Origin of the sequence: Kitasatospora setae KM-6054 (genome assembly GCF_000269985.1) — a bacterium.
GTDB classification, from domain to species: domain Bacteria; phylum Actinomycetota; class Actinomycetes; order Streptomycetales; family Streptomycetaceae; genus Kitasatospora; species Kitasatospora setae.
Genome location: NC_016109.1, coordinates 186994 through 212957 on the forward strand (window position 1 = coordinate 186994; position 25964 = coordinate 212957).

Consider the following 25964-nt stretch of genomic DNA (forward strand, 5'->3'; position numbering starts at 1 on the left):
GTGGTTCCTTCCGTGGGGGAGGTGCCCCGCGGTGCGGCGGGGCGGCAGGAGGGTGGGGCGGTGGAGCGGTGGGGCGTTCCGGCGGTGCACGTGCGGGGTGCGGCGGTGGAGCTGGTGGTCCGCGTGCTGCGGGCGGCCGCCGGCGGTGGGCCGGCGGCCGGGTCGGTGGGCCTCAGGTGAGGCTGAGGGCGCGTTCGGCGTGGTGCACGCCGAGCGCGGCGAGGCGGGGGCGGTGCGCGGCGAGGGCGGGCAGGAAGTCCCGGACGTAGTCGCTGGCGGGGTTCCAGGCCCGGTCGGCGATGGCGCACAGCCGGGGGTAGGCGAGGTAGTCGAAGTGCTCGGCGGTGGTGACGAACTCGCTCCACAGCTGGGCCTGGGTGCCGAGCACCCGGGCCCGCTCGGCCTCGTCCCAGTGCGCGGGGGCGGCCTGGTGGGCGTGCGTGGCGGCGAGGTCGACGACGTACCCGGCCTGGCCGAGCGGTTCGTCGGGGCGGGCGCTCTGCGGGTAGTCGAGGTAGGTGGCGCGGTGCGGGGCCATCACCACGTCGTGGCCGCGCCGGGCGGCCTCCCGGCCGTGCTCGGCGTCCCGCCAGGGCATCACGGTGAACTCGACGGGCAGCGTGGCGCCGTCGGTCTCGGCCCAGCAGACCGGGACGCGTCCGGCGGCCAGCAGGTGCCGGCCGACCTCGCCGAGGAACCAGCCGCGCAGCTGGGCGGGGGCGGCCAGGCCGAGTTCGGCGGCCCGGCGGCGGGCGGCGGGGCTGCGCTCCCACTCGACGGTGGGGCACTCGTCCCCGCCCAGGTGGACGTACCGGGACGGGAACAGCTCCAGCGTCTCGTCCAGCACCGCGCGGCAGAACTCCAGCGCCTCCTCGTGCACGCCGAGCACGGTCTCGCACACGCCCCACTCGGTCCACACGTCGAGCTGCCGCCCGGGCTGGTTGCCCAGCCGCGGGTAGGCGGCCAGCGCGGCCCGGGTGTGGCCCGGCATGTCGATCTCGGGGACGACGGTGACGCCCCGCTCCGCCGCGTACCCGACCAGGCGGCGCAGCTCGGCCTTGGTGTACGCGCCCTGGTGCGGCAGCGCGTCGTACGCGGCGGAGCCGGCGTGGCCGGCCATGCTGCGGGCCCGGCGGGCGCCGACCTCGGTGAGCCGGGGGTAGGCGTCGACCGGCAGCCGCCAGCCCTGGTCGTCGGTCAGGTGCAGGTGCAGCACGTTCAGTTTGTGCAGGGCGATCCGGTCGACGGCGGCGAGCAGCCGCTCGACGGGCTGGAAGTGCCGGGCGGTGTCGATCATGAAGCCGCGCCAGGCGTGCCGGGGGTGGTCGGTGATCCGGACGGCGGGCAGGCTCCACTCGACGCCGGACACCGGGCCCGCCGCGAGTGCCTCGGGCGGCAGCAGTTGGCGCAGCGTCTGCACCGCGTGCCGCAGGCCGGCGGGCCGGGCCGCGTGCAGCACCACCTGGAACGGGTCCACCGTCAGCCGGTAGCCCTCCTCCCCCAGCTCGCGGTCCCCGGGATCGAGGGTCAGCACCACGGTGCCCTCCGCACCGGGCGCCAGCGGCAGCCCGGTCGCGGGGCGCAGCAGCGTGCGCAGCAGCTCGGCGACGGCGGCGGCTCCGCCGTCGGCGCGCACGGTGGTCCGCTCGGTCAGGGTGAACCGTCCGGCGGCGGGAACGAGGTCGACCGGGGTCGGCAGGATCACGGCGGTGGTCTTCTTCCAGGGGTAGGGAGTTCGGATGGAACGATCGGACGGACGGCTCCGCGCCGGCTGACCGCCTCGGCGGGTGGCGGTTCCCGGCCTCCGGCGGTCGGTCAGCCCTTGACCGCGCCGGCGGTCATGCCGGTGGTGACCTTGTTCTGCAGGAACAGGAAGACCAGCAGGACGGGGAGCATGAAGAGGGTCGCGGCGGCCATGGTGGCGCCCCAGTCGGTGCCGAAGACGTTGGCGAAGGAGGAGAGCCAGACCGGGAGGGTGCGGGCGTCCTGGTTCTTGATGATCAGGGTGTTGGCGAAGGCGAACTCGTTCCACGCGGTGATGAAGCCGAACAGCGAGGTGGCGAGCAGGCCGGGGGCGAGCAGCGGCAGGGTGACGCGGCGGAAGGCGGCGGCCCGGGTGCAGCCGTCGACCTGGGCGGCTTCCTCCAGTTCGGCCGGGACGGCGGCGAGGAAGCCGCGCAGGGTGACGATGGTGAAGGGGAGGGTGGTCATGAAGTAGACCAGCGTGAGCATGCTGAGGCTGTCGAGCATGTCGGTGTCGCGGGCGATCACGTACATCGGGATCAGCAGCGCCTCCCAGGGCGCCATCTGCGCGGTGAAGACCAGCAGCAGGAAGGCCCGGCGGCCGCGCCAGCGCAGTCGGCCGACGGCGTACGCGGCGAGCAGGGCGACGACCAGCGAGAGCAGGACGGCGCCGAGGGTGACCAGCAGGCTGTTGCGCCAGTAGCCGCCGAAGCCGGGGGCGCGGACCGCGGTCGCGAAGTGGTCGAGGGTGGGGTGCAGGGGCAGGAAGGTGGGGGTGGCGGACTGGATCTCGGCGGTGGGTTTGAAGGCGGTGGCGACCATCCAGTAGACCGGGAAGGCGGCGGTGGCCAGGACGGCGAGCGCGGCGAGGTTGAGCGGCAGCCGGCGCAGCCGGCGTGCTCGGCTCGGTCGGCGTGCTTGCCGGGGGCGGGGGGCTTGTGGGGGTCGGCGGGCTTGTCGGGGGCGGGGGGCGAGGGGGTTCACGCCTCGGCTCCTTCCTGGCGGTGCATCCGCCGCAGGGTGGTGACGAGCGCGGCGAGCAGGATCAGCACGGTGAGCGTGGAGGCGGCGGAGCCGAGGTCGTACTTGTGCAGGTTCTGGGCGATCTGGAAGGCGTAGACGGGCAGGGTGGTGGTGGCGCCGTCGGGGCCGCCCTGGCTGACCACCCAGATCTGGGCGAAGCACTTGAAGGTCCAGATCACTTCGAGCGAGGTGACCAGGGCGAACAGCGGGCGCAGCACGGGGACGGTGACCAGTCGGAAGGTCTGCCAGGCGCCGGCGCCGTCGATCCGGGCGGATTCGTAGAGCTCGGTGGGGATGGTGGTCAGTCCGCCGTACAGGGTGAGCGCGGCGAACGGGACGGACTGCCAGACCACCAGCAGGACCAGGACGGTGAAGGTGGCGCCGGAGTGGGCGAACCAGGCGTAGTCGTGGTAGCCGTGCAGCCCCAACTGGTCAAGTGCCCAGTTGACCACTCCGAAGCGGGACTGGAACAGCCACTGGAACACGGTGGTGGCGGCGATCACGGGGGTCGCCCAGACCAGGACCAGGGCGCTCATCACGGCCAGCCGCATCCGCCTGCCGAGTCGGACCAGCATCAGCGCGACCAGTGTGCCGAGGCCGGTGATCAGCAGGGTGTTGAGCGCGGTCCAGCCGAGGGTGCGGGCGGTGACGGTCCAGAACTTCGGGTCGGTGAGCAGTTCGGTGTAGTTGTCGAAGCCGGTGAAGGTGGCGCCGCCGCGGATGAGTTCGGCCATCCGGAAGTGCTGGAAGGAGATCACCAGGTTGCGGGCGACGGGGTAGAGCAGCAGGTACGCCGCGCCCACCAGGGTCGGGGCGATGAGCAGGTAGGGCCGGATCCGGGTGCGGAGCGGCGGTGGCGCGTCGGTGGGCACGGCGGGGTGTTCTCCTGTCGGGGTCGTGCGGTGCGGAGGGGGCCGGGCCCGGGGTCAGTTGCCGCTGAGCGCCTTGGTGATGGCGGCGCCGGCGGTCTTGCCGGCGGCGCCGGGGTCGGTGCCGGTGAGGACCTGGGTCATGTACTGCTTGATCGGGTTGTCGGCCTCGACGGCGGCCCAGTCGGGCGAGTTGGGGGTGGCGTGGCCGTTGGCGGCGCCGACGGCCATCGCGGCGGCGCCCTCGTTGCCGCTGAGCGCGGAGGCGAGCGTGGTCCGGTTGGGGACGTAGCTCATCTCCTTGGCGATCGCGGTCTGCCACTTGTCCCCGGCCAGTGCCTTGACCACTTCGTAGGCGGCCTGCTGGTGGCGGGAGGACTCGGGGACGATCAGGTCGGAGCCGCCGGTGAAGACCGCGCCGGGCTTGCCGGCGCTCTTGCCGGGGATCGGGAAGAAGCCGAGCTTGTCCTTGAGCCCGGGGTCGGCCTTGAGGATCGCGGCGGCGCCGCCGGGGGTGGAGATCAGCTGGGCGGTGCGGCCCTGGGCGAACACCTCGGCCTGCGGGGGCTTGGCCTCGTCCGCGTCCTTGGGGCCGCGGCCGAGGGCCTGGAGCTGCTGGTAGAAGCCGATCGCGGCCTTGGCCTGCGGGGTGTCCAGGGTGCCGGCCCACTTGCCGTCGGCGCCCTTGGCGGCGAGGTCGCCGCCCTCGTCCCAGAGGAAGCCGGCGAACACGTACCAGGTCTGGCCGGTGAGGTAGATGCCCTCGTTGCCGCCGGTGTTGAGCTTCTGGGTGTCGGCGATCCACTCGTCCCGGGTCTTGGGCGGGGTGGTGATGCCGGCCTGCTGGAACAGGTCCTTGCGGTAGATGACCACTCGGTTGGCGGCGTACCAGGGAATGCCGTACTGCTTGCCGTCGATCTTCCCGGGGTCGGCGAGGCCGGGGATCCAGTCCTTGCCGCCGAGTTCGGCGGCCTTGTCGCCGAGGTCGTGCACGCCGCCGCTGGCCGCGTACTGGGCGACCTGGGTGTTGCCGACCTCGATCACGTCGGGGGCGTCCTTGCTGGCCAGCGCGCTGGTGACCTTCTGTCCGATGCCCTCCCACTCCTGGACCTGCACGTGCAGGGTGGTGCCGGGGTGGGTGGCCTCGAAGTCGGCCTCGAAGTCCTTGAGGAAGCCGTCGGTGACGGTGTCCTTCATGATCCAGACGGTCAGTTCGGCGGGTCCGGCCGCGTCCTGGGCGGCCGGGCCGGAGGAGCAGGCGGTCAGCGTGGCCGCGCCGAGCAGCAGGGCGATCGCGGAGCGGAGGGTGGTCGGAAGTGCGGGGGATCTCACGGTGGGTGCCGCCTCGGGGTGCCGGAAGGAATGCCTGGGGATACCTGGGGGTGCCTGGGGGGGTACTGCGACGCGGACGGGCGTCCGCGGATGGGTGTGCTGAGCAGACCAGATGTTTACCAGTTGACTTGACTGGTCCGGTCGGTGGTAAGAGAAGGTGGCACAGCCGCCAGACCCCGTCAAGGCCCCGCACAGCGCCTCGACACGGCTCCGACCTGGGAGGAAACCTTCCGATTCGGGTCCCCTCGGGGTCGAACGGCCACTGGTAAGGTCCGCGAACTGGTCTGGTATGGTCTGACCAGTTCGGAGCGAAGGGATGCAACGATGACGACGGATTCGTCCGGCGGAGCGGGATTGAAGCGCGATCAGGTCAGGGAGTACCTGCGCGAACTGGTCGAGTCACTGACCCCGGGCGACCCGGTCCCGTCCGAGCGGACGCTCTGCGTCCAGCTCGGCGTCTCGCGCCCGACGCTGCGCGCCGGGGTGGACGAGCTGGTGGCCGCCGGGCTGCTGGTGCGCGAGCACGGGCGCGGCACGTTCGTCGCCCCCGCCAAGATCGTCCAGGAGCTGACCCCGTCCGGCGGCGGCGATCCGTCGTTCAGCGTGCCCCGGGCGTCCGGGAGTTGGACCAGCCAGGTGCTGGAGTTCACCCCGCTGCCGGCCGGGGCGGCGATCGGGCGGCGGCTGCGGCTGTCCCCCGCGGCGCCGATCCTGCACATCGTGCTGCTGCGGCTGGTCGACGGCGAGCCGATGGCGATCGAGCACCTGCACGTCCCGGCCGACCTGCTGCCCGGCCTGACGCCCGACGACCTGGAGCACGGCGACCTCTACCAGCTGATGGCCGGCCGCGGGGTGCACGTCCACCAGGCGGTGCAGGCGATCGAGCCCACCGTGGTCAGCGAGCGCGAGGCCCGGGTGCTGGCCGTCCCGCCGCTCTCCCCCGCGCTGCGCTTCGACCGGTTGACCACTGACGAGACCGGGCGCCCGGTCGAGTACGTCCACTCGCTCTACCGGGGCGACCGCTACCGGATCGTCTCCCGGATCTCCCTCGCCGACCCGTCCCCCACCGCCCCCGGCGACTCCCGCCACCACCCCGGCATCCCCCCGGGCGACCTGACCACGCTCGGCACCGGCCCCACCGTCACCACCGGGGACATCCAGCCGCTGCTCTGACCCGGAACACCGCACCGGGCCGGACGGCGGACGGGGCCGCGGGCGGGAGGTCACCCGCCGACGGCCCCGTCGTCCTCCCCCTGCCCCCGCGCCTGACCGTGCCCCTCCCCCGGCTCCCCCAGCTCCCAGCGGAGCAGGTCGCCCGGCTGGCAGTCCAGCACCTCGCAGAGCGCGGCGAGGGTCGAGAAGCGCACCGCCTTGGCACGGCCGTTCTTGAGCACCGCCAGGTTGGCGGGCGTGATCCCGACCCGGTCGGCGAGTTCGCCCACCGACATCTTCCGCCTGGCCAGCATCACGTCGATGTCGACCGCGATCGGCATCAGATGACCTCGTCCAACTCGGCCCGCAGCAGGGTCGCTTCGGTGTCGCGGGCGACGGCCTGGGCGAGCAGCGTGCGCAGCACGTACACGACGAGCGCGACCCCGAGGACGGCCAGGCCGATGCCGGCCATGATGAGGGTGACCCCGGGGTCCTCGCGCTGGCCGGGCGCGTTCAGGGCCGTGACCGCGAACCACACCAGGGCGGCCGCGGTGATCGCGCCGATGATGCCGTCCACGTAGCGGAAGGCGGCGGGTGAGAAGACGGTTCCGCGCCGCACCATGGCGAGCAGCCGCCAGACGCAGACCAGGACGGTCTGCACCGCCCCGATGCCCAGCACGGTGGCGATCCGGAACGCGGTCAGCGGGAGCCTCCCGTCCTCCGGGTCTCCCCCGCCGATCAGCATCCACAGCATCAGCGCCTGGACGAGCACCGTGCCGACGAGCAGCACCGCGAGCACGACGCGCAGCACGCGCACCGCCGGCTTCCCCATGTTCCCGATCCGCCTCTCCATCGATCTACGATGGAAATCTATCGATTTTCGATAGAAGCGACAAGGGCCGCCCTCCTGGCGGGCCCGGGACACCACGTCAGCCGCTCAGCCGCGCGGGGCGCTGTACCACCGCCACTCGGTGAGCCGTTCGCGGCCCGGCAGGTCGCCCCGGCCGGTGGCCCAGAGCAGGGTGGGCCAGGGGTCGGTGCCGGTCGGCGCGTCGGGGAAGAGCCGGTGCAGTACCCGGGCGCTGATCCCGGCGGGGGCGGTCCAGGCCAGGCCGAGGCCGAGGGCCAGGTCCTGGGCGTGGGCGAAGAGTTCGACCAGGCCCATGGCGGCGCTGCCCTCGGCGTCGGCCGTCCCGAAGCCGTGGAAGGCCCGGTGCTCCGGCCGCGCCGCCCCGACCATCGCCACCAGCAGTGCCCCGCAGGCTTCCAGTACCTGCGCCATGCCCGGCGCCCCGGTCTCCCGCTGGGCGAAGACCACGTTGGCGGGCTTGCCGGGCGCCTCCCGCCGCCAGACCAGCGGCACGAAGCCCTCGGCGGGCGGCGACTGCGGTCCGAGCTGGGCCGCGTAGGAGAACAGGTCGTCCGCCAGGTGTTCGGCGGTCTCCCAGCAGCTCCACTCCAGTGTCCCGGCGGGGCGGTCCCAGTCGGCGGCCGCGGCTTCCGGTCCCTTCAGCAGTTCGACGACCAGCCGGAGGCCCTCGGTGAGGTCGTCCGCGGTCACCGGTCCGACGGCGGCGGGCTGTTGCGTCTGCTCGTGATCAACCATCCGCCGAGGGTATCCCCGCCCGGAGCGCCCCCGCGCGTCCGCTCAGCCCGCCGCTCCCGCCGTGCCGCTGATGCCGTAGAGCACGTCGCGCAGGCCGGGGCGGGCGCGTTCCTCGTCGCGGCGCCAGACCAGGCGCAGGCGCAGCGGGGGCGGCGGGTCGGCGAGGTGGAGCGGGGCGAGGGTGCCGGCGGCGAGTTGCTCGCGGACGGTGAACTCGGGCAGCAGGGCCATGCCGAGGCCGCGTTCGGCGCAGGCGCGGGTGACGGTGACGCCGCCGGTGTGCAGCCGTTCGAGGCGGTCGCCGAAGTGCCGGTGTCCGGCGAGGGCGAAGGAGCACTGCGGGCTGCCGACCAGCAGCCGGGTGCCGAGCAGGTCGGCGGGGCGCAGGCCGGTGTGGTGGCGCCGGGGGTGGTCGGGGGCGGCGACCAGGACGAGCGGGACGTCGCGCAGGTCGAGGTGCTCGAGGTCGGCGGGCGGGAGGGGGAAGCCGAGTCCGCCGAGCGCTCCGGCGGTGTCGAGCAGCAGGGTGGCGTCCAGGGTGCCGCCGGCCAGGTCGGCGAGCAGGGCGCCGCGGTCGGAGCCGATCTGCAGGGTGACGCGCAACTCGGGTCGACGGTCGGCGAGTTGTGCGAGCAGCGGGGGCAGGTGGGTGGCGGCCAGGCTCTCCAGCGCGCCGAGTCGGACGGTGGGGTGCTCGGTGGCGGTCTCGTGCCGGGCCTGTTCGGCCTGTTCGCGCAGTCGGGCGGCCCAGGGCAGCAGGCGCTGTCCGGCAGGGGTGAGGGCCATGCCGCGCGGGCGGCGGTCGAACAGGGCGGTGCCGAGCGAGGTTTCCAGGGCGCGGATCTGTTCGGAGACGGAGGAGGGGGCGAGTCCGAGCGCGCCGGCGGCCTCGGTGACGGTGCGGTGCTCGACGACGGCCTCGAAGGTCCGCAACTGTCTGAGTTCCACCGGGCGTTCCGCCTTCCGCGCCGCCTTGCGGGCCCGTCGTCCCGCCGTCCCGCCATCCCACCCTCTGCGGCCAGGGTACGCGTTCGGCTGGGCCGAACGCACCGTCCGGCTCGGCCGGTCGATCATCCCCCGCCTCCCGTACGACAGTTGACGCCTACCCAATCCACTTTTCCTTTCCTGGAGTTCAGGCGTGTCGACCACTTCCCTCCCCACCACCACCGCCGTGCCGTCCGGTTCGCCGCCGGGGCGTTCGCGCGCGTTGCTGGGGTTGTCGCTGTCGTACTTCGCGGTGCTGCTGGACACCACGGTGCTGGCGGTGGCGGAGCCTGATCTGGCGGCGTCGCTGGGGAGTTCGACGGCGGGGCTGCAGTGGGTGGTGTCGGCGTACAGCGTGGCGTTCGGCGCGGTGCTGCTGTCGGCGGGGACGGTGGCGGACCGGTTCGGCGCGCACCGGCTGTTCCGGGTCGGGGCGGCGGCGTTCGGTGCGGCGTCGCTGCTGTGCGCGTTGGCGCCGGGAGTGTGGGTGCTGGTGGCGGCGCGGGCGCTGCTGGGGGTGGCGGCGGCGGTGTCGGTACCGGCCGGGATGGCACTGCTGGGGGTGCTGTACCCGGTGCCGGCCGAGCGGGCCCGGGCGGTGTCGGTGTGGGCGGCGGTGAGCGGGGCGGCGATGGTGTGCGGGCCGGTGCTGGGCGGGGCGCTGGTGGGGTGGTTCGGCTGGCGGTCGGTGTTCTGGCTGAACGTGCCGTTGACGGTGCTGGTGCTGGTGTTGACGGCGTCGTCGGCGGTGCGGGCGCCGGGGCGGCCGGGCCGGGTGGACTGGTGGTCGCAGGCGGGGCTGGTGGTGGCGCTGGCACTGCTGACCGACGCGCTGATCGCGGCGGGGTCGGACGGCGGGTGGCACGTGGGGGTGTCGGGGGCGGGGGCGGTGCTGGCGGGCGGCTGGTTCGCCCGGCGGGAGCGGGCGGGCGAGCTGCGGCGCGGGCTGCTGGCGGCGGCGGGGGTGCGGGCGGCGCTGGTGGCGGGTGCGGCGGTGAACTTCGCGGTGCTGGGGGTGCTGTTCGTGCTGCCGCTGGTGTTCGGCCGGTCGTGGGGGTGGTCGGCGGCGCTGGCGGGGGCGGCGTTCCTGCCGATGACGGTGTCGCCGGCCTGCGTACCGCTGCTGCTGACGGGTCGGCTGGTGGCCCGGGTCGGGCCGTGGCGTCCGGTCGCGGCGGGCCTGGTCCTGCTGGCGGCGGGGTGCGCGGGGGCGGGGGCCGCGCTGGGCCGGGGTGCGCCGTACGGGGTGCTGGCGGTGGCGTTGGGGGCGGTCGGCCTCGGGGTGGCGCTGTCGCTGCCGGCGCTGGTGGCGGGGGTGGTGGGTGCGGCTCCGGCCGGGACGGCGGGGTCGGCGAGCGGGTTGCTGAACGCGGCGCGGCAGGTGGGCGCCTCGCTGGGGGTGGCGGTGGCGGGCGCGCTGGTGGGCGGTGCGGCGGGTGGTGCGGCGCCGGGCCGGGCGGGGTCGGCGGGGGCGTTGCTGGTGGCGGCGGCGGTGTGCGCGGTGGCGGTGCTGCCGGTGCTGCGGCTGGTCGGCCGGGTGCCGCGCACCCCGTCCTGACCTGCGGGAACACCATCACGCCCACTCTCTCGACATCAAGCATCTTGATATCAAGACACTTCTCGGGCAGAGTTGCTTCCCGCACGGACGAACGACCTTCACCGAACGGGGAGCACCATGCGCGAGCGCGCGAAGACCGAGGGCCTGGCCGCCCAGCTCCGGCACCCGCCGGGCGGCCGGGACGGGCGGACCATGCTGCTCACCCTGTTCGTCGACCGCACCGGCACCGGCGTCTGGGCGGCGGCCTGCGTGCTGTACTTCACCGAGCTGAGCCGGCTGACGGCCACCCAGATCGGCCTGCTGCTGGGCCTCTCCTCGGTGGCGGGCATCGCCGGCACCCCGCTCGCCGGGCGGCTGGCCGCCTCGTACGGGGTGCGGCCGGTGCTGATCGGCTGCCACCTGCTGCGGGTGGCGGCGCTGGGCGCGGTGCTGTGCTGCTCGGCGTTCTGGCCGCTGCTGGCCCTGGTGGCGCTGGCCACGCTGGGCGACCGGGCGGCCCGCGCGATGGAGATGCTGTACGCCACCGAGGTCGCGGGCGAGCGCCGCTCGGCCTACCGGGCGCTGTCGCGCACCGCGATGAACGCGGGGTACGCGGCGGGCGCCGGCCTGGCCGCGCTGGGCCTGGCGGTGGGCACCCCGGCCGCCTACCGGGCGCTGGTGGTCGCCGACGTGGCCTCCTTCCTGGTCGCGGCGGCCCTGGTCGCCTCGCTGCGCGAGCCGTTCCCGACCCGGGCCGCCGACGGCGCCGCCGCGGACCCGGCACCCCGGCCCAGCCCCTGGCGGGACGCCGGCTACCTGCGCTTCGTCGCGCTGGACGCGGTGCTCACCATCGACGACGCGATCCTCAACGTCGGCCTGCCGCTCTGGCTGATCCACTCCACCCGCGCCCCGCACGCCCTCGTCCCGGCCTTCCTGGTGGTCAACACCGTGGTGGTGGTGCTGGCCCAGCTGCGGGTCTCCGCCCTGGTGCACTCCGCCCGCCAGGCGGTCCGGGTCGTCCCGGTGTACGGGTTCGCGATCCTCGGCTGCTGCGCGGCGGCGGCCCTGGCCCACCGGACGGGGGCCCCGGCCGCCTCCGCGCTGCTGCTGGCCGCGGCGGTGCTGGTGACGCTGGCCGAGCTGGTCCGCTCGGTGGTCTCCTGGGAGCTTTCGGTGGCCCTCGCCCCCGAGCGGGCCCGCCCCGAGTACCTCGGCGTGGCGGGCATGGCCCACTCCACCGAGAAGGCGGCGGGCCCGCTGCTGCTGACCGGCGCGGTCCTGGCCACCGGCCCGCTCGGCTGGCTCACCCTGGGCGCGGCCACCACCGCGGCGGCCTACGCCCAGCGCCGCTACGGCGCCCTGCGGCTGGCCGCGCTCACCCGCTGACCGCCGCGCCGCGCCGGCCGACCGGGGCGGCCGACCGGGCAGGTGGTCAGCCGACCGACCGATCAGGTGGTCATTCGGTCGACCCACCGACCGATCAGGTGGTCAGCCCGTCCGGCAACCGACCGGCCGACTGGCCGACCGACCGACCGGTCAGGTGGTGAACCGACCGGCCGGCCAGCCGGTCAACCGGTCAACCGGTCAGCGCGGCGACCTCCGCGACCACCGTCCCGTACAGGTCCCCGACGGTCGCCAGCGCGGCGGCGTGCAGCTGCGCGGCCGGGACGACCGTGCCGTCCGGGCCGGGCAGCGCCCGGGTCGCGCACGCTTCGGCGACCACGGTCGGCCGCCGGCCGCCGCGGAACGCGCCCTGCGCGGTGAACGCGACGCACATGTGGGTCATGAACCCGGCCAGCACCAGGTCGCGGCGCGGCCCGTCGCCGTCCAACGCGTCCAGCACCTCGGCCAGTTCGGTCTCGTGGAAGGCGTCCGGGAAGGCCTTCACCACCACCCGCTCCCCCGCCGCCGGCGCGACCGGGCCGCTGATCGCCCCGATCTCCGCCCGGATGTCGTACGGCGTCCCCGGCCCGCCGTCGTTCACCACGTGCACGACCGGCGCCCCGGCCGCCCGCGCGGCCGCCAGCAGCCGCGCGCCCGCCGCGAGCGCCTCCTCCGCGCCCTCCAGCCGCATCACGCCCTCCCGGTAGGTGTTCTGGTAGTCGATCAGCACCAGCGTGGCCTCGCCGAGCTCCGGCGGGGTGCCGTCCAGCCCGATCACCTCGCGCAGCGTGGCGGACGCTTCCATCATGCTCATGACAGTAATCTCCTCGGGGGTGTGAGTCGTGGTTGTTCCGGAAGGCGGCCCGGCGGGCCCGGGGCGCCGACCGGCCCGTTACAGCCGGAACCGCTTGCGGTACGCCGCCGGGGTCGTGCCCAGCCGCCGGCGCATCGCGCGGTGGAGGGTGTCGACCGAGCCGAGGCCGCTCGCGGCGGCGATCTGTTCGAGCGGCTGGTCGGTGCCCTCCAGCAGGCGGCGCGCGGCCTCGACCCGGGCGGCCTCGACGTACGCGCCGGGCGTGCTGCCCGTCTCCTGCCGGAAGACCCGGGCGAAGTGGCGTTCGCTCAGGCACATCCGCGCGGCCAGCGCGCTCGCGGAGAGGTCGCCGTCCGGGTGCTCGGCGATGTGCAGGCGCAGTTCGTCGATGTCCCGGCGGGAGGCGGGCGGGCTGCTGAGCGGGACGGAGAACTGGCTCTGCCCGCCCTGCCGCTTGAGGTACATCACCAACTGCCGGGCGACGGACATCGCCAGTTCCTCGCCGTGGTCCTCGGCGACCAGGGCCAGCGCGAGGTCCATGCAGGCGCTGATCCCGGCGCCGGTCCAGATCGGGCCGGAGCGGACGAAGATCGGGTCGGGGTCGACCGTCACCTCGGGGTGGTCGGCGGCGAGCTGCGCGGCCGTCGACCAGTGGGTGGTGGCGCGGCGGCCGTCCAGCAGTCCGGCGGCGGCGAGCAGGTGCGCACCGACGCAGACCGAGGCGGTCCGCCGGGCGGTGGGGGCGTGCCGGCGCACCCAGGCGACCACGTCCGGGTCGATCCGGGCCCGGGGGCCGTCCGCTCCGGGGTCGACCGCGCCGGGGACCAGCAGGGTGTCCAGCGGGCCGGCGACCTGGTCGAAGGTCAGGTCGACCGCCAGCCGGACCCCGGCCGACGTCCGGACCAGGCCCTCGGCCGGGCCGGCCAGCTCCACTCGGTAGCCGGCCCGCCCGCCGCTCTCCCGGTTGGCGAGGGCGAAGACCTCGGCCGGGCCGGTGACGTCGAGCAGGTCGACGTCCGGGAAGACCGCGATCACTACGCGGCGGTTCGTGGACATGCCCCCATCCTGGGCCGTCCGCTCCGCCGTCCGCAATGACGCGGTTGCGGCGGATCCTGCCATGCCGGCCGCTCACCACCTGCGGAAACGCCCGGCCACACGGAAGCCCCGCGCCCGGGGCACGGGGCCCGCGCCCCGGGGCGCGGGGCTTCCGCCGTCAGCGGCTCGGCCGCTCAGTAGCGCTCCTGCCCGAACAGGTCGACCCGGATCGGCTCGACGGCCGGACCGCCGCCGCCCTCGCCGTCCTCGGGGTCCTGCGGGGAGAGCGCGATCGCGATGCCGGCGACCGCGAGGACGACCATGATGCCGACGGCGAGCGGCAGGATGAACTGCGAGGCGGGCGTGCCGCCGCCGAGCGGGCGGCCGTCGAGGCTGACGCTGACGGCGGCCATCGCGGTGTAGTGCATGGCGACCACCGCGACGCCGGCGATCAGCGCGGCGCCGAGCGCGGCGGGCAGGCCCTTGACGTGCAGGGTCATCCAGAGCGCGGCGGTGGCGGCGGCGATGGCGATCGCCACCGAGGCGACGACCAGCAGGGTGTCGTACGAGACCTTGCCCTCGACCTGCATCGCGGCCATGCCGACGTAGTGCATGACGGCGACGCCGCAGCCGGTGACCACACCGCTGACCAGCAGGGCGCCGGTGCTCTTGCCGCGGTAGCCGACGTAGCCGATGCCGAGGCCGACCACCGCGATGGCCACCAGCAGACTGACCAGGGTCAGCGGGATGTCGTAGACCAGGCTGGAGGAGTCGACCATGAAGCCGAGCATCGCGATGAAGTGCATGGACCAGATGCCGCAGCCGAACGCCCCGGCGGCCAGCGCCAGCCAGCCGAAACGTTTCTTCGGCTGGAGGGTCATGGCCCGCGCGGTGCAGCGGAGTCCGATCGCGGCCCCCACGCAGGCGATCAGGTAGGCAACGACCGGATTCACCCACCCGTACTGGAAACCGTCGAGGTGGGCCATGGTGCCGTGGTTCATGAGGGTCCGATCGGAAACGAATGCCGTGCGAGATTGCCGCAGAGACAATACCGTCCCGTGAGCATTGGTCCGCACCAAGGTCCGCTTCCTCCTTTACCTCCCCTTTTCATCCCCTCCACGATCCCACTCTCCGTCACCCACCGACCGCCTCCCCGCGACCTTCGCCGACCTCCCCGCCGGCGCACCGGCGCCCGCCGCCGTGCCGTCCGTGGCAGGCTGACCCCGTGGAACACCTCCCCGAACCGCCCGCCCCGCTGCTGGTCGTGGACGGCGCGAACGTCGTCGGCTCCGTCCCCGACGGCTGGTGGCGCGACCGCCGGGGCGCCGCCGAGCGGCTGCGCGACGCGCTGGTGCCGGTGGCGACGGCCGGACTCCCCGGCCTGCCGGGCCCGTTGGCCGTGGTCCTGGTGGTGGAGGGCGCCGCCCGCGGCGTCGAGCCGGTGCCGGGCGTGCGGGTGGTCTCCGCCCCGGGCAGCGGCGACGACCGGATCGTCGACCTGGTCGCCGCCGAGGCCGCGGCCGCCTCGGGCCGCCGCCTGCTGGTGGTCACGGCCGACCGCGAACTGCGCGGCCGGATCACCGCCCTGGGCGCCGAGCCCCTCGGCCCGCGCACCGTGCGTCACCGCACCTGACGGCCCGCCGGAAACCGACACCGCGTCAGCCGAATTGCCTCACAGGCACATTGACCGCCCCTCACTCGGGGAATGCCGAAACGGTCCGGGAGCCCGCGGGTGACCGCGGGCTCCCGGACCGCCCCCGGGCCGTCCCCGGGCCGGTAACCGGTTCGGTCAGGTGGCCGCGAGGGCCGCGACCTGGGCGGGTGTCAGCGCGTAGGGGTAGGTGCGGACGTCGCTGACGGCTCCGTCCAGCTTGTTGATGACGTCCTTGTTGTTGTTCATGTAGCAGGAGCCGACGGTCAGGGCGCGGGCCGCGCTGGCCGCGTTCCCGGAGCCCCAGGGCGTCTCCTGGGTGGTGGATCCGCTGTGGACGCCGTTGACGTAGAGCGAGACCGCGTGGGTGGCGGTGTCGTACGTGACGGCGAGGTGGGTCCACTGTCCGTAGGCCGCGCTGTTGTCGGCGGACTTGGCGACCGGCCAGCCGGCGTTCCAGTCGTCCTGGGTGGGGGTGTAGGCGCCCCATGCCTTGGAGCCGTTGATGTACTGGAGGTTGACCGGCGGCAGGGTGTCGCCGTTCTGGCAGACGAAGCTCTGGTCGCCGCCGGTGTCGCGGTCGACCTTGACCCAGGCGCTGAGCGTGTAGCTCTTGCCGGTGTCGACGCCGGTGCCGTTGGCAGCGACGGCGATCGCCGTGTTGTAGGTGCCGTCGAAGGTGTTGCTCGCCCAGACGGCCTGGTTGCCGGAGGTGTAGACGACCAGGTTGTGGTCGCTCTGGAGCCTCAGGTAGCTGCCGTTGCGGCCGTTGGTGCCGGTGGCCCAGAGCGCCGCGCCGCTGGTGTCGTAGACGACGAAGTTGCCGTCGGCCTGCATGACCGCCTTCGCCCCGGGGTGCCCGCCGGTGCGGGACTCCCACAGCACGGTGGGCGCGTTGAGCGGGGACAGCACGAGGTTGCCGTCGTTCTGCATGGTCAGCTTGGTGTTGACCGCGGTGAGCCTCTGGCCCGGGAGCAGCGAGTTGACGGCGGTGAGGTCGGCCGTGCCCCAGATCCCGTTGGTCTTGGTGGCGTAGGTGGCGCCGTTGCCGGTGAAGGCGGCGGCGTTGTTCGCGGTGCCCTTGTGGTCGGCGGTCCAGGTGGCGCCGGCGGGCGCGGTCAGCGGATTGCCGCCAAGGGTGTCGACGGCGTTGCCGTTGTTGGTGCTGGAGCTGCCCAGCTGCCACTGGTCGGGGCCGGTGCCGGTGCTGCCGACGGTGTCCGGTCCGTTGGTGAAGGTGTACGCGGGGGCGGTCTGGGTGCCGGTGCTGCGACCGGTCCAGATCTGGATCGTCCCGGCGGTGTCGACGCCCCACAGGGCGGCCTGGCCGCTGCCGGTGAGGTCGCCGTCGGAACCGATCAGCGGCCAGCCCTTGGGGTCGACGCCGCTGAGGTGGGTGTCGGTGGCGACCGAGGTGAGGACGGGGTACTCGATCGGGTCGAAGTCACCGTCGATGGTGGCCTTGTCGACCTTGAAGGTGTAACCGCGCAGTTCGCCGGTGGTCTTGTGGCGGGTCCAGACACCGGGGTGACCCTGGCCGGCCCAGTCGCCGGCGGGGAGCAGTTGGAGGTCCTTCCAGCCGGTGGCGGCGAGCCGGATCGGCGCGCCGAGCTGGCTGGAGTTGACTCCGGGGTAGAACCAGAGCGAGTCGCGGCCGTCGGTTCCGGTCTCGACGGTGAGCAGGCCGGACTTGTTCAGGAACTGCTTGGCGGTGTCGAGGCCGGTGGTGGAGGGGTCGCCGACCGCGGCGATCGACAGCGTGCCGTTCCAGGTGCCGTTGTAGCCGGCGCAGTCGGTGCCGCTCTGGCACTCGGGCTTGACGAGCGGGGTCTTGGTGTCGAAGCGGCCCGCCATCGCGGTGTTGCCGGGGTTGTTGTAGAGGTACAGGTCGGGGGAGCCGGGCTTGTGGACGAGCAGGTCGTCGACGTTGCCGCCCCCGGCGAAGGTGCCGCGGTGGGTGAGGTCGTAGCCGGCCCAGCCGTCCTTGCCCGGGGACTGGTTGGCGGGCGAGGCGAGGTAGACGGCGGCCTTGGTGGCCTGGTCGTTGCCGGGCACGCTGTGCGCGCGCAGGTTGCCCGCGCTGTCGGGGGCCAGGATGTCGGGGGTGCCGTCACCGGTGACGTCGCCGAAGACCGGGGCGGGCCCCTTGGCGCTCCAGGGCACGTAGAAGGTGTAGGCGCCGGAGACGGAGACGTTGCCGGCGTTGTCCTGGGCCTGGACGTACAGGATGTTGGTGCCCCAGTGGCCGGGGGTGACCTGGATCGAGCCGGTGGGCATGGCGGAGCCGCACTGCCAGGCGGCGCCGTTCAGCTGCGGGTCCCAGCTCCAGCGCAGGCAGGCCAGGCCGGAGGTCTGCAGGCCGGACGGGTTGGGGTCGGTCGCGGTGAACGGCACCGAGCCGGTCTGGCCGGCGTACAGGCCGGTGGTCTGGCCGTTGCCCGACGGGGGGAACTGGGTGGTCGGGTCGGCGACCTTGTCGGGGAAGGAGACGGTGGGCGCGGTGCGGTCGACCCGGAAGTGGCAGTCGGGGCTGAACTGGGTCCAGCCGACGCCGGGCAGGGTGTCGGTGGCGAAGCCGCCCCAGCCGTAGTGGTGACCGTCCTGGAGCAGGCCGGCGGGCAGTTGCAGGGTGGCCCGGCCGCCGCTGTTGACCATGCCGGTGGTGCCCTCGGCGACCTGGGGGGCGCCGGACTGGGCGTAGTCCCAGATGTGGAACCAGGCGGCGAGCTGGCTCTGCGAGGGGCTGGAGACGACGGCGCTCAGCGTCGCGGTGTCGCCGTTGACCCAGCCCCAGTCGCCGATGCCGTTGTTGTTGCAGGTCTCGGTGGTGGTCGCCGGGCTGACGGTGCGCGGCTCGGCGGGACCGACCTTGGGGTCGGTCGGGGCGTTCGGGGCCCGGTCGTACTCGATGGAGAGCGAGGCGTTGTAGTCGAACCGCTTGAAGCCGTTGCGGTTGGCCTCGTCGCCCTGGAGGGTGAAGGCGGCGACGTCCCAGCCGGAGCCGGTGCCGTTCCTGATCACGGCGGTGGCGTCGTACTGGACCGGGACGTTGCCGTTGCACCCGTTCTGCCGGGCGCCGCCGACCTGGGCGGTACCGAGGCTGTCGTAGCGGGCCGGGGCGTTGTTCCAGGTGGTGCCGGAGTTGAACTGGGCCGACAGGTAGGCGGAGACGCCGTAGGTGTTGCTACAGGAGAAGTCGGAGGAGTAGTACTCCTCGACGTTCAGGGTGGCCCGGTTGACCACCACGCCCTTGTAACCGGACACGTTGAACTGGTAGTAGGCGCGCTGGATGCCCGTCGGCGCACTGAAGCCCTGGTAGCCGACGCCGGGGTGGTCGGCGACGTCGGAGCTGGACTTGTTGTAGTTGCTGGTGTTCGGGAAGCCCTGCTGGGTCCAGGTCCAGGAGGGCTGGCCGATCGTGACGGGCACCCACGCCGGATCGATGTAGACCGGGTAGACGGTGGCCGCGTCGGTGAGCAGGGACCGGTCGGCGCCGAGGCTGACCTGCCCGGGGGTGGCGGCGACGGAGAGCGCGGCGACCTTGGCTCCGTCGGCGGGGCCGGTCGGTGCGGCGCTGTCCGCAGCGGCTCCCTGGGCGGCGGGCGCCTGGCGCGGGGTGCGGGCGGCGGGGGCGGCGGTCGTCGCGGCCGAGTCCCACATCAGCGGGGTGGGGGCGCGGAAGACGGGCTTGCCCGCATCGTCGGCGGCGGTGAGGTTGCCGCCCTTGTCCGCGCTGACGGTCACTCCGTCCGCCTTGGTGGTGAACTTCAGGTCGTTCACCAGCGGGTTGGCGGCGGCCTGCGGGGTCTTGACGACCAGCACGGTCGAGAAGCCGCCGAGGTCGGTGACCGAGACCCGCAGGTCGACGTCGGGGGCGACGTTCCGGTAGAGCGCGGTGGAGCCGGACAGTTCCGGCACGGGCAGCGCGAACGGGGCGCCGACAGCCAGCTTCCGGCCGCCCGCGGCGGTCATGGTGGCGAGGTCCCCGGCGCCGCCGCCGGAGAGCACGACGTCCGACGCGGCGGTCTTCGGGTGGATGGAGCCGTCGGCGGCCGCGACAAGGGTGGCGTCCAGCGGGGTCCAGGTTCCGGCCTTCTTCACCCGCTGCTGCTTGGGGTGCTGGGTCTCCCGGAGGTGTCCGGCCGGCGTCGCCACCGACTCGCTGAACTCGGTGGTCAGCCCGGGCACCGGGACGTCGGCCCCGGTCCGGGCGGCCTCGGCGAGCGCCCGGCCGACCTCGGTGTCCTGCTTGAGGCCGGCGGTGGACGGCGGCGCGTCCTGGTCGCGCTGGGCGTCGGCGGCGCGGACGGCCGCGTTCGGGTCGACGGTCGTCGCCCCGGCGGTGAAGGGTGCGGCAGCCACCAGGCCCGAGGTCACCGCGAGGGCCGCGGCCAACGCCCCGGCGCGCAGCCGGGTCCGTGGTGGCCGGGGCGCGGGCTGGGCCGGAATCAGATATTTCATCGCGGTTCCTGAGGAAGGCGAACGGCAAGTAGTTCGCACGGAAATCAAAGGTGAGGATGAAGATTTCGTGAATGGATGTCAAGGTGATCGACCGTCAGAATGTCCGATTTGATGGCAATGGGCCCCCTATTGTGCGACGGTGACATACGTCACTCGTGAAGAAATCATGATCACATTGACTGCTCGCGTGGGTCACGCATAGACATCGCCTGATTCGACTGCGAATCAATTTATTGACGATGAGCATTCATGGGAGTTCGCTGTGGCGTTGTCACCAGGGGGGGCCGGGCGCGCACGCCCGTGGTCCCCGTTCAGAACGAGAATCGCGGTCCTGAGCGCGCTCGCGATCGCGGCGTCGGTCCTGGCGCCGACGGCCGCTACCGCGGCGGGGAGCAGCGACCGGATCTGGTCGCCGCCCGGCACCGCGCTGCCCAAGACCAAGGCGGTCGGGGGCAAGGCCGCGGGCAAGCCGACCCAGGTCACCCCCAAGTACCAGGTCCCGTCGGACTGGGCTCCGGCGGACGGCACCCCGGCGGACTCCGGCGCCTCGGCGAGCCCGTCGGCCGCGGCCCGCGGCCTCGCGGCCCCCATGGCCCAGCCGGCGGCCGCCCCGGCGGGCAGCCCGGGCGGTGACGGCACGTACACCGCCACCAGCCTCGCCCCCAGCTCGGCCTGGGCGGCGGGCAACGCCAGCGGCTCCTTCACCTACAACTACCCGGTGGAGGTCCCGGCTCCCCTCGCGGGCGCCGCTCCGCAGGTCGTCCTCGGCTACGACTCCGCCTCCGTCGACGGCCGGACCTCGTCGACCAACGCCCAGGCGTCCTGGATCGGCGACGGCTGGGACTACAGCCCCGGCTTCATCGAGCGCTCCTACCAGGTCTGCGACAAGCACGGCATCGACAACTCCTTCGACCGCTGCTGGGCCGGCGACAACGCCACCCTGCAACTCGGCGGACACTCCGGCGAGTTGGTCCGGGACGACGCCAACGGCAGCTGGCACCTGAAGGACGACGACGGCACCCGGGTCGAGTTCCTCACCGGCGCCGCCAACGGCGACGACAACGGCGAGTACGTCAAGGTCACCGACAACGACGGCACCGCCTACTACTTCGGCCTCAACCACCTGCCCGGCGGCGACCGGACCGACCCGGCCACCAACTCGGCCTGGACCGTCCCGGTCTACGCCCCCGCCGCCGGGAACCCCTGCTACGACTCCGCCAAGGGCGCCGGTTCCTGGTGCAACCAGGCCTGGCGCTGGAACCTCGACTACACCGTCGACACCCACGGAAATCTGACGACGTACAACTACGCCGCCGAGACCAACTACTACAACCGCGGCGGCGCCCAGAACGGCGGCACCGGCACACTCACCGGGTACACCCGCGGCGGCACCCTGACCTCGATCGCCTACGGCCAGCGCCTGGCCGACCAGGTCGCCGCGAAGGGCACCGCCAAGGCCGCCGCCACCGTGCGGTTCGACACCGCCCCCGAGGGGCGCTGCTCCACCGCGGGCGGCTTCACCTGCTCCGGGGCCTCGATCTCCACCGCCGGTGCCGCGCACTGGCCGGACGTCCCGTACGACCAGAACTGCGCCGCCACCGGAACCTGCACCACCTACAGCCCGACCTTCTGGAGCAACGCCCGGCTGGCGTCGATCACCACCCGGGTGCTGTCCGGCGGCTCCTACCGGAACGTCGACACCTACGCGCTGAGCCACTCCTTCCCCGACCCGGGCGACGGCACCAAGCCGGCCATGTGGCTCTCCGGCATCCAGCGCACCGGCAAGGACGGCACCGCCATCACCCTGCCGGCCACCACCTTCACTCCGGTGATGCTGCCCAACCGGGTCGACGGCACCAGCCTCGTCCCCGCGCCCGCGCCGTTCAACCGGCCGCGCGTCCAGATGGTCACCACCGAGACCGGCGGCCAGACCAACATCGACTACAACCTGCCGAGCTGCTCCCGCCTCCAGGGCGTGATGCCGTCCGCCGCCGACAACAACACCACCAGCTGCTACAACGTCAAGTGGTACCCCCGCGGCTCGTCGGCCGACAGCCAGCCGGTGGACGACTGGTTCAACCGGTACACCGTCAGGTCGATCACCGAGAACGACCCCGTCACGGGCGCCCCGCAGAAGGTCGCCGCCTACGCCTACGGCCCCGCCGCCTGGCACCGCGACGACTCGGCGCTGACCGACTCCAAGACCCGTACCTGGGACTCCTTCCGCGGCTTCGCCTCCGTCACCACCACCACCGGTGACGGCAACGACGGCCCGAAGACCCAGACCCGCACCACCTACCTCCAGGGCATGAACGGCGACCTGCGCGCCGACGGCAGCACCCGCGGCGTGACCGTCACCGACTCGCTCGGCGAGAGCGTCACCGACGACGACTGGCTGCAGGGCAGGGTCCTGGAGAGCGCCGTCCACACCCAGGCCGGCGGCAGCGTCACCGCCTACACCGTCACCCGGCTGACCGACCCGGTGATCACCGCGACCCGCGCCCGCGGCTCGGGCCTGCCCGCCCTGGTCGCCCGCTACGGCGCCACCAGGAGCGCCATCACCACCAAGTCCCTGAAGGCCGACGGCACCTGGCGGACCACCGCCGAGGTGGCGACGACCGATCCGGCGAACGGCAACCGTCCGGTCCGGCAGGACAAGACCGCCGACGGACAGGCGGAACTGTGCGTCCGCACCAGTTACGCGACCGGCTCCGACCCGATGGTCCGCAACCTGGTCAGCGAGAAGCTGACCGTCAGGGGGGACTGCTCCACGGCCCCCTCCAGCGGCAACACGCTCGCCGGATCACGCACCCTCTACGACGGCAAGCCGTACGGCCAGGCCGGCGGCGCCGGCGACGCCACCGGCGAGCAGGTCCTCGACCGCTTCGACGCCGCGGGCACCGCCCAGTACGTCACCATGTCCGTGACCGGGTACGACGGCTACGGCCGGGTGACGTCCACCACCGACCCGAACTCCACCGACGCCCAGCACCCGGCCGGCGCGACGACCACCACCGCCTACAGCGCCGCCAACGCCGGCGAGCTGCCCGACTCCGTGGCGGTCACCTCGCCGGCTCCGGCCTCCGCCACCGGCTGGACCTCCACCACCACGCTCTCGCCCGCGCGCGGCCTGCCGCTCGCCACGACCGACCAGAACGGGAGGACCACCACCAGCGCCTACGACGCACTCGGCCGGATCACCGCCGTCTGGCTGCCCGGCCAGCCCACCACCTCCCCGGCGAACCAGACCTTCGCCTACGCGGTCAACGGCACCGGTGCCCCGAGCAGCGTCACCACCTCGACCCTCAACGACAACAGCCAGTACACCCGGGTCCAGGTCGAGATCTATGACGGCCTCGGCCGGGTCCGGCAGGTCCAGAGCACACCGACCGTCTCGGCCTACCAGGGACGGCTGATCACCGACACCTACTTCGACTCTCACGGCTGGGCGGCGAAGACCAACGCCGCCTGGTACAACGACGCGGCCGCCCCCGGCACCGCGCTCTACACCGCCGCGGACGCGGTGATCCCCGCGCAGACCCGCACCGTCTTCGACGGCCAGGGCCGGCCCACCGCCTCGGCCTTCTACTCCCTGAACCAGGAGCAGTGGCGGACCACCACCTCCTACCCCGGTGCCGACCGCACCGACGTCACCCCGCCCCAGGGCGGGACCCCGACCTCCACCGTCACCGACGCCAAGGGCCGGACCGTCCAGACCTGGCAGTACCGCACGCCCACCGCCACCGGCAGGGAATCCGACGCCGACGTCACCACCGTCGGCTACGACGACGCCGGCAACACCGTCTCGCACACCGACGCCGGCGGGAAGAACACCTGGTCCTACGGCTACGACCTGCGCGGCCGCCAGACCTCGGTGAACGACCCGGACGCCGGAAAGAGCACCTACACCTACACCGCCGGCAACCAGGTCAGAACCGTCACCGACGCCCGCGGCATCACGACGAGTCGCGACTACGACCTGATCGGCCGCCAGACCGGCCTGTACGAAGGCGCCGACACCACCGATCCGTCGAAGCAGCTCGCCGCCTGGACCTTCGACACCGTCGCCGGCGGCAAGGGCAGGCCCTCCTCCGCCACCCGTTACGTGGGCGGGGCCGCGGGCGACGCCTACAGCACCCAGGTCTACGGCTACGACAACGCCTACCGGCCCACCGGCACGACGTGGTCGGTGCCGGGCAGGGAGGTCGGCCAGACCGCCCCGTTCACCTACACCAGCCGGTCCGCCTACAACACGGTCACGGGCTCCCTCAAGAGCACCCTGACCCCCGCGGTCGCCGACCGGGCCGCCGAGACCATCAGCTACACGTACGACGTCAACGGCGCGATGCTGAAGTTCGGCACCTCGTCGACGGTCTACGACATGGGCACCAACTACGACGCCTACGGTCGGCCGGTCCGCACCACGGTGAACCCGTGGGGCACCCAGATCGTCTCCACCGTCAACTACGACGAGGCAACCGGGCGAGTCGTCTCCCACTTCGTCGACAAGCAGACCTCGGCCACCGGCGCCGTGCAGCAGAGCACGCTGACCTACGACGCCTCCGGGAAGGTCACGTCCGTCAAGGACGTCGCGGACAACGCTCCCGCGGGCACCGACCTGCAGTGCTTCGGGTACGACTACCTGGGACGCCTGACCACCGCCTGGAGCGACACCGGCACCACCACCACCAAGCCGCAGCCCGCCGTCCCCGGCCAGGGCGCGTGCACGAACGCCTCGCCCACCTCGGGCGCGGTCGCCCCGGCCGGAACCACGGTCGGCGGCCCCGCCGCCTACTGGCAGAGTTACACCTACGACACCACCGGCAACCGCACGGCACTGGTCAAGCACGACACCGGCGGCAACGGCGCGGCCGACGTCACCGTCACCCAGAGCTTCCCCGCCGCCGGCAGCACCAACACCCCCACCGGCACCCCGGTGCCCGGCAGCGGCAGCGGAGGCCCGCACGCCCTGCTCGGAAGCACCGCGACCGGTGCCGGCAACCCGGGCCCGACCAGCTACCGCTACGACGCCGCCGGCAACACCACCTCGATCACCACCGCCGCCGGCACCAGCGATCTCGCGTGGAACGCCGAGGGCAAGCTGAGCACGCTCACCGGCGCGGCCGGCAGCACCGGCTACGTCTACGACGCCAACGGCAACCTGCTGGTCCGGCACAGCCCCGGGAGGACCACCCTCTTCCTGGGCAGTGACGAACTCGGCTACGACACGGCGGGCAAGACGCTCTCCGACGTCCGCAGCTACCCGCTGCCCAACGGGCTGACCGCCGTGCGCTCCGGCACCGCCATGGTCTTCCAGGTCGCCGACCGGCACGGCACCAACGGGCTGGCCATCGACGCCACCACCCTCGCCGAGACCCGCCGGGCCACCGACCCGTTCGGCAACCCGCGCGGGACCCAGCCCACCGGCTGGACCGGCACCCGGGGCTTCGTCGGCGGCACCGCCGACGCGGCCACCGGCCTCACCACGCTCGGCGCCCGCGAGTACCAACCGGCCACCGGACGCTTCGTCAGCACCGACCCGGTCCTGGACCCGGACGACCCCCAGCAGTGGAACGGCTACGCGTACGGCGACAACAACCCCGTCAACCTCAGTGACCCCACCGGTCTGCGGCCCGACGGCCAATACGGCGGTTTCAGCAGCCTCATGCCCGACGGCCTCACCGAGACCTGGGCGCCCGACAACAACGGCGGCTGGAACTGGAGCCGCAAGTACGCTCTCGGTGCCCCCGGCAAGGGCGTGACGCAGTGGGTCACCCAGACCGTCAACTTCAACAACAAGAAGCCCTCCGCGGACCGCACGACCTTCGTGAACCAGAAGTTCCGGCCCAACGCCACGTGGTCGAGCGTCCTGCACGTCGGGGCGGAGCTCAGTGGCGTGAACGACCTGCGCGACTGCTCCAAGGGAAGCGTCAGCAGTTGCGGCTGGGCCGCCATGTCCATCGTCCCGTTCGGCAAGGTCGGCAAGGCGGTCAAGATCGCGGAGGAGGGCGCGGAAGCCGCCCGTGCCGCCCACGCGGCGGAGGACGCCAACCACGTCGTCCCGAAGAAGGGCAAGGAGGTCGTCAAGGGTGCGGAGAACGTCGCCCGCGACATGCTGGATCCCGAATCGATGCGCGGCGCGACCTGGGACGAGGCGCTGGAACTCGCCAAGGGCGACGGCTGGATCCTGGAGGACGCCCCGCGGGCGACCGGAGGCGGTTTCATCCTCCGGAAGGGGAACCCCTTCATCCTGATCGAGAAGGGCGACAAGGGCGCCCGCAGCCTCGACCACCAGGGTCCCTACATCAAGTACCAGTTCGGCTCGAAGGCCGTCCGCATTCCCCTCCAGGGAAATCCCGCCCTCAAGCAGTAGC

Annotated in this window: 17 protein-coding genes; 5 read left to right on the forward strand and 12 right to left on the reverse strand. The window is 73.3% G+C overall.

The genetic code is table 11. The annotated features are described in order from the left end of the window. Nucleotides 1-172 precede the first annotated feature (172 nt). From KSE_RS00775 to KSE_RS00790, 4 genes are all read right to left on the reverse strand, one after another. Nucleotides 173-1705 carry a beta-N-acetylhexosaminidase gene (locus KSE_RS00775; RefSeq protein ID WP_014133332.1) on the reverse strand — a complete coding sequence of 511 codons (1533 nt, stop codon included), beginning with the start codon at nucleotides 1703-1705 and terminating at the stop codon, nucleotides 173-175. Nucleotides 1706-1815: 110 nt separating this feature from the next. After that, entirely contained in the window at nucleotides 1816-2727 is a 912-nt protein-coding gene (locus tag KSE_RS00780; protein WP_014133333.1) for a carbohydrate ABC transporter permease, read from the reverse strand. Further along, nucleotides 2724-3638 carry a carbohydrate ABC transporter permease gene (locus tag KSE_RS00785; protein WP_014133334.1) on the reverse strand — a complete coding sequence of 305 codons (915 nt, stop codon included), beginning with the start codon at nucleotides 3636-3638 and terminating at the stop codon, nucleotides 2724-2726. Before KSE_RS00785 ends, KSE_RS00780 begins: the two co-directional genes overlap by 4 nt. 54 nt (nucleotides 3639-3692) lie before the next feature. Further along, entirely contained in the window at nucleotides 3693-4967 is a 1275-nt protein-coding gene (locus KSE_RS00790; protein ID WP_014133335.1) for an extracellular solute-binding protein, read from the reverse strand. A gap of 324 nt (nucleotides 4968-5291) precedes the next feature. Between KSE_RS00790 and KSE_RS00795 the strand changes: the two genes are divergently transcribed. Then, nucleotides 5292-6140 (forward strand): GntR family transcriptional regulator, encoded by an 849-nt coding sequence (locus KSE_RS00795; protein ID WP_014133336.1) that lies wholly within the window; start codon nucleotides 5292-5294, stop codon nucleotides 6138-6140. Between the two features lie 50 nt (nucleotides 6141-6190). Here the strand turns inward: KSE_RS00795 and KSE_RS00800 are convergent, their stop codons facing one another. The 4 genes from KSE_RS00800 to KSE_RS00815 form a co-directional block, all read right to left on the reverse strand. Continuing rightward, complete coding sequence (locus KSE_RS00800) at nucleotides 6191-6460, reverse strand: helix-turn-helix domain-containing protein (RefSeq protein ID WP_014133337.1); 270 nt, start codon at nucleotides 6458-6460, stop codon at nucleotides 6191-6193. Continuing rightward, a complete protein-coding gene (locus KSE_RS00805; RefSeq protein WP_014133338.1) occupies nucleotides 6460-6951 on the reverse strand; it encodes a DUF2975 domain-containing protein in 492 nt (163 codons plus the stop codon). Before KSE_RS00805 ends, KSE_RS00800 begins: the two co-directional genes overlap by 1 nt. 105 nt (nucleotides 6952-7056) lie before the next feature. Continuing rightward, nucleotides 7057-7725, reverse strand: coding sequence for a hypothetical protein (locus KSE_RS00810; RefSeq protein WP_033260046.1), 669 nt, complete (start codon nucleotides 7723-7725; stop codon nucleotides 7057-7059). A gap of 42 nt (nucleotides 7726-7767) precedes the next feature. Next, nucleotides 7768-8673, reverse strand: a complete 906-nt coding sequence (locus tag KSE_RS00815; RefSeq protein ID WP_033260047.1) for a LysR family transcriptional regulator — start codon at nucleotides 8671-8673, stop codon at nucleotides 7768-7770. A 190-nt stretch (nucleotides 8674-8863) separates the two neighbouring features. Here KSE_RS00815 and KSE_RS39545 point away from each other — a divergent pair, with 190 nt between their 5' ends. Together KSE_RS39545 and KSE_RS00820 are read left to right on the forward strand one after the other, a co-directional pair. Further along, complete coding sequence (locus KSE_RS39545; protein WP_014133341.1) at nucleotides 8864-10267, forward strand: MFS transporter; 1404 nt, start codon at nucleotides 8864-8866, stop codon at nucleotides 10265-10267. A 117-nt stretch (nucleotides 10268-10384) separates the two neighbouring features. Next, nucleotides 10385-11632 carry an MFS transporter gene (locus KSE_RS00820; RefSeq protein WP_014133342.1) on the forward strand — a complete coding sequence of 416 codons (1248 nt, stop codon included), beginning with the start codon at nucleotides 10385-10387 and terminating at the stop codon, nucleotides 11630-11632. 190 nt (nucleotides 11633-11822) lie between these two features. On the opposite strand, the gene KSE_RS00825 is transcribed toward KSE_RS00820, so the two are convergent. The 3 genes from KSE_RS00825 to KSE_RS00835 all read right to left on the reverse strand — a co-directional run bounded on the left by KSE_RS00825 (nucleotide 11823) and on the right by KSE_RS00835 (nucleotide 14479). Further along, nucleotides 11823-12434, reverse strand: coding sequence for an isochorismatase family protein (locus KSE_RS00825; RefSeq protein WP_106437824.1), 612 nt, complete (start codon nucleotides 12432-12434; stop codon nucleotides 11823-11825). Between the two features lie 87 nt (nucleotides 12435-12521). After that, nucleotides 12522-13499, reverse strand: coding sequence for a GlxA family transcriptional regulator (locus KSE_RS00830; RefSeq protein WP_033260048.1), 978 nt, complete (start codon nucleotides 13497-13499; stop codon nucleotides 12522-12524). A gap of 173 nt (nucleotides 13500-13672) precedes the next feature. Further along, nucleotides 13673-14479: an MHYT domain-containing protein gene (locus KSE_RS00835; RefSeq protein WP_014133345.1), complete on the reverse strand. Its 807-nt coding sequence runs from the start codon at nucleotides 14477-14479 to the stop codon at nucleotides 13673-13675. Nucleotides 14480-14703: 224 nt separating this feature from the next. On the opposite strand from KSE_RS00835, the gene KSE_RS00840 reads away from it, so the two are divergent. Then, complete coding sequence (locus KSE_RS00840) at nucleotides 14704-15111, forward strand: PIN domain-containing protein (protein ID WP_014133346.1); 408 nt, start codon at nucleotides 14704-14706, stop codon at nucleotides 15109-15111. Nucleotides 15112-15267: 156 nt separating this feature from the next. Here the strand turns inward: KSE_RS00840 and KSE_RS00845 are convergent, their stop codons facing one another. Then, nucleotides 15268-19590 carry a LamG-like jellyroll fold domain-containing protein gene (locus tag KSE_RS00845; RefSeq protein WP_014133347.1) on the reverse strand — a complete coding sequence of 1441 codons (4323 nt, stop codon included), beginning with the start codon at nucleotides 19588-19590 and terminating at the stop codon, nucleotides 15268-15270. Nucleotides 19591-19858: 268 nt separating this feature from the next. Between KSE_RS00845 and KSE_RS45530 the strand changes: the two genes are divergently transcribed. Continuing rightward, complete coding sequence (locus tag KSE_RS45530; protein WP_148283041.1) at nucleotides 19859-25963, forward strand: RHS repeat domain-containing protein; 6105 nt, start codon at nucleotides 19859-19861, stop codon at nucleotides 25961-25963. Nucleotide 25964: the final 1 nt, after the last annotated feature.